Annotated in this window: 11 protein-coding genes; 4 read left to right on the top strand and 7 right to left on the bottom strand. The window is 70.7% G+C overall.

All coding sequences use genetic code 11. The features are described from left to right. The first annotated feature begins 100 nt into the window (after positions 1-100). On the top strand, positions 101-397 hold the full coding sequence (locus CG723_RS06925; RefSeq protein WP_100592607.1) for a DUF6343 family protein: 297 nt from the start codon (positions 101-103) through the stop codon (positions 395-397). Positions 398-426: 29 nt separating this feature from the next. Here CG723_RS06925 and CG723_RS06920 read toward each other — a convergent pair whose 3' ends face one another. From CG723_RS06920 to CG723_RS06900, 5 genes are all read right to left on the bottom strand, one after another. Next, complete coding sequence (locus tag CG723_RS06920; protein ID WP_100592334.1) at positions 427-795, bottom strand: tetratricopeptide repeat protein; 369 nt, start codon at positions 793-795, stop codon at positions 427-429. A 101-nt stretch (positions 796-896) separates the two neighbouring features. Then, positions 897-1,280 (bottom strand): DUF3592 domain-containing protein, encoded by a 384-nt coding sequence (locus CG723_RS06915; protein ID WP_100592333.1) that lies wholly within the window; start codon positions 1,278-1,280, stop codon positions 897-899. Positions 1,281-1,293: 13 nt separating this feature from the next. Continuing rightward, complete coding sequence (gene coaE / locus CG723_RS06910; protein WP_100592332.1) at positions 1,294-1,896, bottom strand: dephospho-CoA kinase; 603 nt, start codon at positions 1,894-1,896, stop codon at positions 1,294-1,296. Positions 1,897-1,937: 41 nt separating this feature from the next. Next, the gene (locus CG723_RS06905; protein WP_100592331.1) at positions 1,938-2,876 is read right to left on the bottom strand and encodes a PAC2 family protein; all 939 of its coding nucleotides are present in this window, start codon (positions 2,874-2,876) and stop codon (positions 1,938-1,940) included. A gap of 110 nt (positions 2,877-2,986) precedes the next feature. Further along, a complete protein-coding gene (locus tag CG723_RS06900; protein ID WP_100592330.1) occupies positions 2,987-4,597 on the bottom strand; it encodes a flavin monoamine oxidase family protein in 1,611 nt (536 codons plus the stop codon). A gap of 216 nt (positions 4,598-4,813) precedes the next feature. Between CG723_RS06900 and CG723_RS06895 the strand changes: the two genes are divergently transcribed. Beyond that, entirely contained in the window at positions 4,814-5,779 is a 966-nt protein-coding gene (locus CG723_RS06895) for a right-handed parallel beta-helix repeat-containing protein (protein WP_100592329.1), read from the top strand. Positions 5,780-5,865: 86 nt separating this feature from the next. Here the strand turns inward: CG723_RS06895 and rpsA are convergent, their stop codons facing one another. Continuing rightward, the gene (gene rpsA / locus CG723_RS06890; protein WP_100592328.1) at positions 5,866-7,374 is read right to left on the bottom strand and encodes a 30S ribosomal protein S1; all 1,509 of its coding nucleotides are present in this window, start codon (positions 7,372-7,374) and stop codon (positions 5,866-5,868) included. Positions 7,375-7,598: 224 nt separating this feature from the next. Between rpsA and CG723_RS06885 the strand changes: the two genes are divergently transcribed. Together CG723_RS06885 and hrpB are read left to right on the top strand one after the other, a co-directional pair. Then, entirely contained in the window at positions 7,599-8,540 is a 942-nt protein-coding gene (locus tag CG723_RS06885; RefSeq protein ID WP_234374173.1) for a class I SAM-dependent methyltransferase, read from the top strand. 68 nt (positions 8,541-8,608) lie between these two features. Continuing rightward, the gene (hrpB, locus tag CG723_RS06880; RefSeq protein WP_100592327.1) at positions 8,609-11,152 is read left to right on the top strand and encodes an ATP-dependent helicase HrpB; all 2,544 of its coding nucleotides are present in this window, start codon (positions 8,609-8,611) and stop codon (positions 11,150-11,152) included. Here the strand turns inward: hrpB and CG723_RS06875 are convergent. Then, complete coding sequence (locus CG723_RS06875) at positions 11,142-12,143, bottom strand: DUF3068 domain-containing protein (protein ID WP_100592326.1); 1,002 nt, start codon at positions 12,141-12,143, stop codon at positions 11,142-11,144. The genes hrpB and CG723_RS06875 overlap by 11 nt on opposite strands. Positions 12,144-12,163 lie beyond the last annotated feature (20 nt).

Raw genomic sequence — 12,163 nt, 5'->3', positions numbered from 1 at the left:
GGGAACGGTGCGCCGCGCGAGGGTGCGGACGTACCCGACGCCTGCGCGCGTGAAGAGGCACCCTGGAGGGGGTACCTCTTCACGGGCGGAGGTGGTGACGATGCGTACGGGCAGTGAACCCGTGACCGCGCGCAGTGCCCTGCGCGCCCGGCTGTGGCTCAGCATCTGGGGTCTGGCCTGGACGATCTTCGGCACGGTCGCGTTCATCCTCACGGACCGCCCGTGGTGGGCGTTCGCGTGCGGTGTGCTGTGGCTGATCGTGACCGTCGACCTGTTCGTGATCACCCGCCACATCCGGCAGGGCCCGCACTACCAGCCGGGCCCCGACGTACCGCCCTACGATCCCCCCGACGTACCGCCCGTACCGCCCTACAATCCCCCGGACGACAAGCCCTAGACCGCCCTGGAACTCCCTAGGGCCTCGCCTTACGGAGCGTCGTCGAAAGCGGCCGCGGCCACGTAGTCCGGCTGCGGATCGAGCGCCGCTGCCAGCCGGAAATGGCGCCGTGCCTGGTCCGGCCGCGCGGCACGCTGATAGGTGCGGGCGAGCGCGAAGTGCGCGAACGCGTTGTCCGGCTCGCGCTCCAGGACGATGGTGAATTCCAGCTCGGCCGCGCGCAGTTGGGCCGAAGCGAAGAACGCACGGGCCCGCAGCAGCCGCGCCGCCGTGTTCTCGGGGTGGGCCGCGATGACCGGGTCGAGCAGTTTCACCGCGCCTCGCGGGTCACGCGCCGCGAGCAGTTGCTCAGCGGCGCGGAAGTCGATGACGTGCGTCTCCGGGTTGGAGTGGGGCACAGCTGTCTCCCTCCTTCTCATCCACGTCAACGGCGTGGACTGTCGGCCCTATTCCTCCCCCGTAACACCCTGACGTACGTACGTCCGACCGAGTCGAAGGCTCAGCGTCCGGTCACCGCGAGTACCGCGCCGAGCACGGCCAGCGCCACTCCCGCGGCCACGAACACCCAGTCGAGGGCAGGCCGCTCGCCGCCGATGAGCACGGTCTCGCGCGGGTCGTCGACGTCGTACGCGATACCGACCAGGCCACCCGGCGTCAGCGGCAGCCGCCGGGTGGGCGGTGCGGGGGACGGCACCTCGACGACGCGGCCGTCGTGTGTCTCGAACTGCAGCAGGGGCCGCTCGGAACCGGCCTGCGGGGGTTTCACGAGTGCCTGCGTGACGCGACCGGCCTCGCTGATCCGCCGGGTCCGGCGCAGCCCGTACGCCCCGGCGAGGATCGCCACCAGGCCGCCGAGGAAGGTGAACGCCGCCAGTACGACCACGCCCGTCCCCCTTCTAGGCCGCGGCCGCCCGCTGCGCGAGGTCCGCCCAGACGGCGTCGACCCGCCGGTGCAGCTCGTCGAGCGGTACGTCGTTGTCGATCACGATGTCGGCGATCTCCAGACGCTTGTCGCGGGTGGCCTGGGCGGCCATGCGGGCGCGGGCGTCCTCCTCGCTCATGCCGCGCAGGCGCACGAGGCGGTCGAGCTGGGTCTCGGGGCTCGCGTCGACGACGACCACGAGGTCGTACAGCGGCGCCAGGCCGTTCTCGGCGAGCAGCGGTACGTCGTGCACGACGACGGAGTCACCGGTGGCGGCGGCTTCGAGTTCGGCGGAGCGGGCGCCGACGAGCGGGTGCACGATCGAGTTGAGGACCGCGAGGCGGTCCGCGTCGGCGAAGACGATCGCGCCGAGCGCCGGCCGGTCCAGCGAGCCGTCCGTGGCGAGCACCTCGCTTCCGAACGCCTCGACGACCGCGGCGAGTCCGGGAGTTCCGGGCTCCACGACCTCCCGCGCGATGCGGTCCGCGTCGATCAGTACGGCCCCGTGCTCCACGAGCAGCCGGGACACCTCGCTCTTGCCGGCGCCGATTCCGCCGGTCAGACCCACCTTCAGCATGCGGGCAGCTTAGGCGAGGGCCCCATGGCTGACCACAGCCCCTATGCGTCGCCCTCGCGTTCGGCCAGGAACTTCTCGAACTCGAGGCCGATCTCGTCGGCGGACGGGATGTCGGTCGGTTCGGCCAGCATGTTCCCGCGGCTCTCGGCGCCCGCGGCCGCGTCGTACTGGTGCTCAAGTCCCTGGACGAGCGAGACGAGTTCCTCGTCGCCCTCCTGGATCTGCCGGTCGATCTCCGTCTGCGTGCGGTGCGCCTCCGTGCGCAGCCCGTGCGCCACCGAGGGCAGCACCAGGCCGGTCGCCGCCGTGATGGCTTCGAGGACGGTCAACGCGGCGTCGGGGTACGGCGAGCGCGCGATGTAGTGCGGGACGTGCGCGGCGACACCGAGTACGTCGTGTCCGGCCTCCATCAGGCGGTACTCCACGAGGGACTCCGCGCTGCCGGGGACCTGCGCCTCGTCGAAGGGGCTGCGGTGGCCGGGGACGAGCTCGGTCCGGTTGCCGTGCGGTGTGAGGCCGACGGGCCGTGTGTGCGGGACGCCCATCGGGATTCCGTGGAAGTTGACCGCGAGGCGCACGCCGAGCCGCTCGACGATCTCCTTCACGGCGGCCGCGAAACGCTCCCACTCGACGTCGGGCTCGGGGCCGGAGAGCAGCAGGAAGGGCGCGCCCGTGGCGTCCTGGACGAGCCGCACCTCAAGGGCGGGCACGTCGTAGTCCGTCCAGCGGTCGCGCCGGAAGGTGAGCAGCGGGCGGCGGGCCCGGTAGTCGACGAGCCGGTCGTGGTCGAACCGCGCCACGACCTGGTGGGGCAGCGAGTCGAGGACCCGGTCCACGATCTGTTCGCCGGTCTCACCCGCGTCGATGTATCCGTCGAAGTGGTAGAGCATGACCAGTCCGGCCGACTCCTGGGCGAGCGCCATGTCCACCACGGCCAGGCCCTTCGGCTCCCATGCGTACAAACCCTGCGGATCAAGCACTGTGACCGCTCCTCGCCTCTCCCCGTGTCTCTCCTGCAGAAGAACGTGCGGCGGGGCGCGGGCATTCCCTCCCGCGCCCCTTCACAACGGGCTCATACCTGCTTTTCGCCTCAGGCGGACAGCACGCGCGCGTGGAGCTTGGTGACGGCCCGGCGCGCGGAGGTGAACGCTCCGTGCTGCCAGGCGTCGGTGTAGCTGAGCCAGTCCCCCGCGAAGTAGACGCGGCCCGTGGGCTCGTTGAGGGGCTGGTAGCGGGGGTCGTCGGGGCCGCCGGGCGTGTCGTGCCAGGCGGCTTCCAGGTGCGGGGTCTGGCGCCAGTGGTGCGAGAAGGAGGTGGCAAGTTCGGTGCGGTACTTCTCGCCGTAGATCTTCACCCCGGCGGCCACGGCCCGCTTCTCCCGCTCACCCGGCGTGAGCTTCGCGTACGCGTCGGCGTCTGTGTCGTAGTTGTAGTAGCCGACGAGTACACCGCGCTCGCCGTGGAAGCCGTAGGACGGGTGCCAGATGTGCGTGACGTCGAGGTCGGTCTCGGTGATGCCGCCGTAGATCTTGTGGTCGAGCTCCCACCAGCGGGACCGGTACTCAAGGCCGATCTTGCCCGCGGACTGCGGGGTGATGGCCTCCAGGGCGGACTGCACGCCGGAGCCGAGGTTGTGCGGGATCCTGGCGAGGATGTTGGGCGGCAGTGCGCCGACGCAGTAGTCGGCCTCGATGGCCTGGGTCCTGCCGCCCTGGGTGTATGTGACGGTCACCCCACCGGCCGTCTGCGTGATCCTGCTGACGACAGCGCCCGTACGCACCTTGTGCGCGCCGATCGCCCGCGTCAGGGCCTTGGGTATCTGGTCCATGCCGCCCACGGGCTGGAACATCAGCATGGCCTGGTCGAAGCCGAACTCGAAGGAGAAGTACCGCCCGACGCCACTGGCGAACACGTCGGACGCGGACGGCACGTCGCCGAGCAGCACGCCGGGAGTCCCGGTGGCTGCCGGGACCGTCGTGTAGCCGCGGCGCTCCCCGCCCCCGTAGGTGAGCTTGTCGCCGAGGTCCCCGAAGTCCTTGAGGAACTCCATGAGGCGGTCCTGGTCGGACGCGGTGAGGTCCTTGTCGAGAGCACCCTTGTCCGTGGCCTTGGCCAGCAACTCCGCTACGTAGCCGTACACATCGGCCTTGGCGGTGCGGTAGCGCACGGGTGCGGTCATGCCGGCGGACTCGTTGTAGAGGTACGCGTCGGCGTTCGTGTTCGTGAACACCTCGACGGGTACGCCGAGTTCGCGGCAGTAGTCGAGGGTGACCATCCACTGCGGCAGCCGCGCGGGCCCGGCGTTGAGGTACTGCCCCTGGGAGAAGCGCGCGGTCTGCCGGTTGCCGTACAGGTCGACGGTGCTGTCGCCGCCGCGCACCGTGAAGTTGCGGCCGCCGGTGCGGTCCCTGGCCTCCAGGACCGTACAGTCGTAGCCCGCCTTGCCGAGCTCGTACGCCGTCGCGAGCCCGGCGATGCCGCCGCCCACGACGACGACCTTGGCGGCGCCGCGTCCGGTGAGCGTGAAGTCGCCCGACTTCGGTGCGCTGTAGGCCTGTTCGCGGGAGGCGGCCTGTGCGGTGGGGGCGAGACCGAGGGCGCCCATGGTGGCGAACATCGCGCCCGCACCGCCGGTCACCCCTACGTTGCGCAGGAAGGCCCGGCGGCTCGTGCCCGTCTCCGGTCGCTGCTGTACTGCCATGCTGACGGCTCCCCTCACGATCTTGAGTGATCCGGGGATCCTGGCAACGGCCTGTTACGGCACGGGAGTTACTCGTGTATCCGCCACGTTTCCCTCCGCGCACACACCCCTGGTCCAGACCTTGACGCAGTCGCGCCACGCCCTTACGTTCATATCTGCACCCAGAGTTCACGTACAAGAACCCTTTTGCACGAACCGACGGGAAGGCACCCCCACATGCGCATCCGTTCCGCGCTCCTGCCCGCACTGACCACAGCCGCGCTCGTCGCGGGCGGCGCCACGGCCCTCGCGACGCCCGCCGCCGGAGCCGCCCAGGTCATCGAGGTCTCCACTGCGGCGCAGCTCAAGTCGGCGCTCACCGCGGCCGCCCCCGGCGACACGATCCATCTCGCCGACGGCACGTACACGGGCAACTTCAAGACGTCGATCGCCGGGAGTTCCGGCTCGCGCATCACCCTGACCGGCTCCGCGAAGGCGGTCCTCACGGCGGGCGGCGGCTACGGCCTGCATCTGAACGGCGCCTCGTACTGGACGGTCCAGGGCATCACCGTCACCGGCGGCCAGAAGGGCATCATGATCGACTCGGCGAAGGGCGTCGTCGTCGACACGGTCACCGTCCACGGGCTCGACATGGAGGGCGTCCACTTCCGCAACTCCAGCACGGACGGGACGATCAAGAACTCGCGGATCTACGACACCGGCAACGACGGCCGCGGCATGGGCGAGGGCGTCTACGTCGGCACAGCCGGCGGAACCTCGGACAAGAGTGACCGCATCCAGATCACCGGCAACACGATCGGCCCGGACGTCGGCGGCGAGAACGTCGACATCAAGGAGGGCACGACGGGCGCGCGGATCGTGGGCAACACGTTCGACGGCAGCGGCCTGACCGGGGCCAACTTCGACGACTCCTGGGTCGACGTGAAAGGTAACGACGTCCTGGTCGAGAACAACAAGGGCAGCGCCACGACGAACACCGGCTACGAGACACACACCCAGCAGTCCGGCTGGGGCTGCGGCACGGTCTTCCGCTCCAACACGTCGGACCTGCGCGGCGCGACGGGCGACAAGCAACTGGCGATCAACGTGACGAACGCCGGCGGAAGCTGCGTGACGACGGTCTACAGCAGCAACACGGTCACCGGCGGCAAGGGCCTGACGAACGTACCGGTCACTCCGTAGGAAACGTCGGCGGACACAGAGAAGCGGGCCCGCACCCAAGGGGTGCGGGCCCGCTCAACTACTTACCGGAACCCGGAGGGTTCAGGTCAGCTCTGACCACCGGCCAGCTTCTCACGGAGCGCAGCGAGCGCCTCGTCCGAAGCAAGCGCGCCGGAGCTGTCGTCCGACTCCGAGGAGTACGAACCGCCGCCGCCGCCACCGGACGCAGCCGGGGCGCCGGCCGGAGCGGCAGCACCCTCGGCCTCGGCCTGGGCGTCGGCCTCGCGGGACTTGATGACCTGAGCCTGGTGCTGCTCGAAGCGCTGCTGCGCCTCGGCGTACTGGGTCTCCCAGGCCTCGCGCTGGGTCTCGTAGCCCTCGAGCCAGTCGTTGGTCTCGGGGTCGAAGCCCTCGGGGTAGATGTAGTTGCCCTGGTCGTCGTACGACGCGGCCATGCCGTACAGGGTCGGGTCGAACTCGACCGTCGACGGGTCGGCACCGAAGGCCTCGTTGGCCTGCTTCAGCGAGAGGCTGATGCGGCGACGCTCGAGGTCGATGTCGATGACCTTGACGAAGATCTCGTCGTTGACCTGGACGACCTGCTCCGGGATCTCCACGTGGCGCTCGGCCAGCTCGGAGATGTGGACCAGACCCTCGATGCCCTCGTCCACGCGGACGAACGCACCGAACGGAACCAGCTTCGTGACCTTGCCGGGGACGACCTGGCCGATCTGGTGCGTACGGGCGAACTGCTGCCACGGGTCTTCCTGCGTCGCCTTCAGCGACAGGGAGACACGCTCGCGGTCCATGTCGACGTCGAGAACCTCGACGGTGACTTCCTGGCCGACCTCGACAACCTCGGACGGGTGGTCGATGTGCTTCCAGGAGAGCTCGGAGACGTGCACGAGACCGTCGACGCCACCCAGGTCCACGAAGGCACCGAAGTTGACGATCGAGGAAACGACGCCGGAGCGGACCTGACCCTTCTGGAGGGTCGTGAGGAACGTCTGGCGGACCTCGGACTGGGTCTGCTCGAGCCAGGCACGGCGGGACAGGACCACGTTGTTGCGGTTCTTGTCCAGCTCGATGATCTTGGCCTCGAGCTCCTTGCCCACGTAGGGCTGGAGGTCGCGGACACGGCGCATCTCGACGAGGGAAGCCGGCAGGAAGCCACGGAGGCCGATGTCGAGGATGAGTCCACCCTTGACGACCTCGATGACGGTACCGGTGACGATGCCGTCTTCTTCCTTGATCTTCTCGATCGTGCCCCAGGCACGCTCGTACTGAGCGCGCTTCTTGGACAGGATCAGACGGCCTTCCTTGTCCTCCTTCTGGAGAACCAGGGCCTCGATCTCGTCGCCGACCTTGACGACCTCGTTCGGGTCGACATCGTGCTTGATCGAGAGCTCACGGCTCGGGATCACGCCTTCGGTCTTGTAACCGATGTCGAGCAGGACCTCGTCCCGGTCGACCTTCACGATGACGCCGTCGACGATGTCGCCGTCGTTGAAGTACTTGATCGTCTCGTCGATCGCGGCGAGGAAGGCTTCCTCGTTACCGATGTCGTTGACCGCTACCTGCGGGGTGGTGGCGGTGGTCTCGGTGCTGCTCGTCATGTGGGTAAGGGCTCCGGTACGGACATTGAAGTCGTAGGTACTGCTACGCCGGGAGCCCGTGATCGCACTGCAGAAGGCCGGACAGCTCAGGAAGCGCCACTCCCGGAGGGGGCGCCTCGATTACCGAGGGGACATACATACAGATGCGAGCGCAGCCTGCTATGTCTGAGGAGCGCAGGCTCGCAGCGCAACTTGTAGCATACGGGGGCAGCCGGACAGGGTCAATGCGCGAAGGCGCACACCCGGGGCGAAATTCGCATACCCGGCACAAAACCTGTCGCACGAGGCCACATGGGCCGCTCGGCACTCTGCCGCGACGGGTTGAACGGAAGAGTACGACTAGGGAGCCCATCATCCAAGAGCCCGAACCGTTCGAGCCCGAAGCCACCCGGCGCGACGCCGATGTCACGGAGAGTTCCCGCGCCAATCGTGGCTGGTGGGACAAGAACGCGGACGACTACCAGGTCGAGCACGGCACGTTCCTCGGGGACGACCGCTTCGTGTGGGGGCCCGAGGGTCTCGACGAGGTGGAGGCCGAGCTGCTCGGCCCGCCGGAGGACCTGAAGGACAAGGTCGTCCTGGAGATCGGCGCGGGCGCGGCGCAGTGCTCGCGCTGGCTCGCCGCGCAGGGCGCGCACCCCGTCGCGCTCGACCTCTCGCACCGGCAGCTCCAGCACGCGCTGCGCATCGACGGCGGCGCGGTGCCGCTGGTGGAGGCGGACGCGGGCGCGCTGCCGTTCGCGGACGGCTCGTTCGACCTGGCCTGCTCGGCGTACGGCGCGCTCCCCTTTGTCGCCGATCCGGTGCGGGTGCTCCGGGATGTGCACCGGGTGCTGCGGCCCGGCGGCCGGTTCGTGTTCTCGGTGACGCATCCGATCCGCTGGGCGTTCCCGGACGAGCCGGGTCCGGAGGGCCTCTCCGTAGCGGCCTCCTACTTCGACCGCACCCCTTATGTGGAGCAGGACGACGAAGGGCGCGCCGTATATGTGGAGCACCACAGGACGGTCGGTGACCGGGTGCGGGACATCGTGGCCGGCGGGTTCCGTCTGGTGGACCTCGTCGAGCCGCAGTGGCCGGCATGGAACACGCAGGAGTGGGGCGGCTGGTCCCCGCTGCGCGGAAATCTGATCCCGGGGACGGCGATCTTCGTCTGCGAGCGAGGCTAGACGGGGGCATCCCCGGCCGAAGTCCCCCAGCCTTCGGCCGGGGATGCTCCCGGGGAGAGACTGAGCATGTGATCCGTAACGACGCTCTGGACCTGCCTGTACGCAGTGCGCTGCCCGGCCTGCGCGATGCCCTCGACGGGCCCGCGGCGCCGGGCAGCGCCGTTCTCGTGGCGCCGCCGGGGACCGGCAAGACGACCCTGGTGCCGCTGGTGCTCGCCGGGCTCGTCGGTGACGGGCCCGCGCGGCGTGTCGTCGTCGCGGAGCCGCGGCGCATCGCGGCGCGGGCCGCGGCGCGGCGGATGGCGTGGCTGCTCGGCGAGAAGGCCGGCGAGCGCGTCGGCTACACGGTGCGCGGTGAGCGGGTGATGGGGCGTCACGCGCGCGTGGAGGTCGTCACGACGGGTGTGCTCCTGCAACGGCTCCAGCGCGACCAGGAGCTGGCGGGCGTGGATGTCGTCATGCTCGACGAGGTCCACGAGCGGCATCTGGACGCGGACACGGTCGCGGCGTTCCTGTGCGACGTGCGCGAGGCGCTGCGGCCCGAGCTTCGACTGGTGGCGGCGTCGGCGACGACGGACGCGCAGGGGTGGGCGCGGCTGCTCGGCGGGGCGCCCGTCGTCGAAGCCGAGGGAATCTCGTATCCCGTGGAGACGGTGTGGGCGCCGCCCGCACGTCCGGTGCGGCCGCCGCACGGGATGCGGGTGGATCCGGCGTTGCTCACGCACGTGGCGGCGGTGGTGCGGCGCGCGCTGCGGGAGCAGAGCGGGGATGTGCTGTGTTTCCTGCCGGGGGTCGGTGAGATCGCGTGCGTGGCCGGGCAGTTGGGCGGGCCGGGTGATGTGGATGTGCTTCAGGTGCACGGGCGGGCGCCGGCCGCGGTGCAGGACGCGGTGCTCTCGCCTGGTGCGCGGCGGCGGGTGGTGCTCGCGACGTCCGTGGCCGAGTCGTCGCTGACGGTTCCGGGTGTCCGGGCCGTCGTGGACTCTGGGCTCGCGCGGGAGCCGCGGGTGGACCACGCGCGCGGGCTGAGCGCCCTGACGACCGTACGGGCCTCGCAGGCGGCGGGGCGGCAGCGGGCGGGGCGTGCCGGGCGTGAGGCTCCCGGCGTGGTGTACCGGTGCTGGACGGAGGCGGAGGACGTGCGGCTGCCTCGGTTCCCCGCGCCGGAGATCAAGGTGGCGGACCTGACGGCGTTCGCGTTGCAGGCGGCGTGCTGGGGCGATCCGGACGCCTCGGGCCTCGCGCTCCTGGACGCTCCGCCGGCCGGGGCGATGGCGGCGGCCCGGTCCGTCCTGACGGCGATCGGGGCGGTCGGGGCGGACTCGGGCCGGGCCACGGAGCGCGGCGCGCGCCTCGCGGGCCTCGGCCTGCATCCGCGCCTGGCCCGCGCCCTCCTCGACGCGACCCCGCTGGTGGGCGCTCGTCGCGCGGCCGAGGTGGTCGCCCTCCTGAGCGAGGAGCCGCCCCGCGACTACGGCGACGATCTGGCCGCCGCGTGGCGCACCGCGCGCCGGGGCGCCGACGCGTACGCCGCGCGCTGGAAGACGGAGGTACGGCGGCTCACGGGGGCGGCAGGGGCCGGACCGGAGCGAACCGCCGGGCAGACCCCGGTGCACGAGGCCGGGACCGGGGACCTGTCCGAGGACCGGGTCGCCGGCATCGTCGCCGCGCTCGCCTTCCCCGAGCGAGTGGGGCGTGGGCGCGACGGCGAGTATCTGATGGTGTCCGGTACCCGGGCCGCGCTCGCGGAGGGGTCACGGCTGCGGGGCGCGCCGTGGATCGCCGTCGCGGTCGCCGACCGGCCCGTGGGCGCCGGGCACGCGCGCGTGCGGCTCGCCGCGGTCGTCGACGAGGAGGTCGCGCTGCGTGCCGCGGCGCCGCTGCGTACCGAGGGGGACGAAGTGGCGTGGGCCGACGGGGAGTTGGTGGCGCGGCATGTCGAGCGGCTCGGCGCGGTGGAACTCGCCGTGCGCCCGCTGAAGGAGGCCGCCCCCGCTCTCGTACGGGAGGCGTTGAGGGAAGGGCTGAGGCGGGAGGGGTTCTCTCTGCTGCGGTGGTCCCGGGAGGCCGGGGAGCTGCGGGAGCGGCTCGCGTTCCTGCACCGGACGCTGGGCACGCCCTGGCCCGCCGTGTCGGACGACGCGCTGCACGCGCGCGTGGACGAGTGGCTGGAGCCGGAGCTCGGCAAGGCGCGGCGCCGGTCCGATCTGGGCCGGATCGACGCGGGCCAGGCGCTGCGGCGGCTGCTCCCCTGGGCGAGCGGTGACGCGGCCCGCCTCGACGAGCTGGCGCCGGAGCGTCTTGAGGTGCCGAGCGGGTCCAGGATCCGGATCGACTACGCGAACCCCGAACAGCCCGTACTGGCCGTGAAGGTGCAGGAGATGTTCGGGCTGCACGAGTCGCCGCGCGTGGCCGGTGTGCCGGTCCTGGTGCATCTGCTGTCCCCGGCGGGGCGGCCCGCGGCCGTGACCGCGGATCTCGCCTCCTTCTGGCGCGAGGGGTACCGGGCGGTGCGCGCCGAACTGCGCGGCCGGTACCCGAAGCATCCGTGGCCGGAGGATCCGGCGGGCGCGGTCGCGACGCGGCACACGAGCGCGCGGCTCAGGCGCTGACGGGTTCCGGCTCGTGCTCCGGGGCGGCCTCGGGCTCGCCCGGGCGGCGGCTGCGGGCCTCCAGCCACAGGGAGAGCGCGAGCAGGAGCAGGCCGAGGACGAGGAAGCCCCACGGCAGGTACGAGGTGAGCAGGACGACCAGGACGCGGTTGGACTTGACGAGGTCGACCGTCGACTTGATGTAGTCCTCGCGCATCTTCACGTGCCCGGCGAAGACCGTCACCTTGTCGCGGCCTCCCAGGAGCGTGCCACCGCGGAGTTCGTTGTTCTGGATCTCCTCGCCATAGACGGGGGCGCCGGTGACCGGCTCGACCCAGAACTTGCGGACCGTGCTGTACCAGCGGGTGGTGCCGGTCTTGGCGACGGACTCCGGTGTGATGCCCTTGACCGGCATCGTCTTGGGGAGGGGAACCTTCGTCCAGGGGATGGTCTGTTCGAAGTAGTAGACCTTCACGCCGCGGAACGTCTGGGTCCCCTTGTAGTGGATGGGCCGGGTGATGCGGGCCTGGGCGTCGTAGTACTCGTAGTCCCGCTTCTCCGTGAGGAAGGGCCACTTGAACTCGATGCCGTCGCGCCTGACCTTGTCGCCGTCGACCGTCTCGGCGTACTTGCCCGTGGGGTGGACGGGCGCCTGGCTGTGGGCGTCGAAGACATAGCGTTCGGGGACCTGGGAGACCATCTTGCCGTCGGGTCCGACGACGTAGGAGAGGGAGTCCCAGACGACGACGTCGCGGCCCGCGCTCTTCTCGACCTCTTCGGAGGCCTCCACGTTGCCCTTGAGCGTCTGGACGATCGTGACCTTGGGGACCTTCTTCGCCTGCATCGAGCCGTAGTCGAGGAGGGTCGGGTTCTTCGCCTCCAGGACGGCGTTCTGGTACTGGCCGGCCGGGATCTTCGCGAGGCGCGGGAACGCGTACCAGCGCATCAGCGGGGACATCGCCGTGCAGAACACGGCGAGGGCGAGCAGGATCAGGCTGGCCTTGCGGCGCATCGCGGCGGCCTCCTCGGCGG

Source organism: Streptomyces sp. CB01635 (assembly GCF_002803065.1).
Taxonomy (GTDB): domain Bacteria; phylum Actinomycetota; class Actinomycetes; order Streptomycetales; family Streptomycetaceae; genus Streptomyces.
This window is presented reverse-complemented; position numbering and strand designations above follow the sequence as displayed.

Coding starts and splice junctions, on each gene's coding strand:
- CG723_RS06925 (WP_100592607.1), top strand. CDS start 101: ATGCGTACGGGCAGTGAACCCGTGACCGCGCGCAGTGCCCTGCGCGCC.
- coaE (WP_100592332.1), bottom strand. CDS start 1,896: ATGCTGAAGGTGGGTCTGACCGGCGGAATCGGCGCCGGCAAGAGCGAG.
- CG723_RS06900 (WP_100592330.1), bottom strand. CDS start 4,597: ATGGCAGTACAGCAGCGACCGGAGACGGGCACGAGCCGCCGGGCCTTC.
- CG723_RS06895 (WP_100592329.1), top strand. CDS start 4,814: ATGCGCATCCGTTCCGCGCTCCTGCCCGCACTGACCACAGCCGCGCTC.
- rpsA (WP_100592328.1), bottom strand. CDS start 7,374: ATGACGAGCAGCACCGAGACCACCGCCACCACCCCGCAGGTAGCGGTC.
- CG723_RS06885 (WP_234374173.1), top strand. CDS start 7,599: ATGCGCGAAGGCGCACACCCGGGGCGAAATTCGCATACCCGGCACAAA.
- CG723_RS06875 (WP_100592326.1), bottom strand. CDS start 12,143: ATGCGCCGCAAGGCCAGCCTGATCCTGCTCGCCCTCGCCGTGTTCTGC.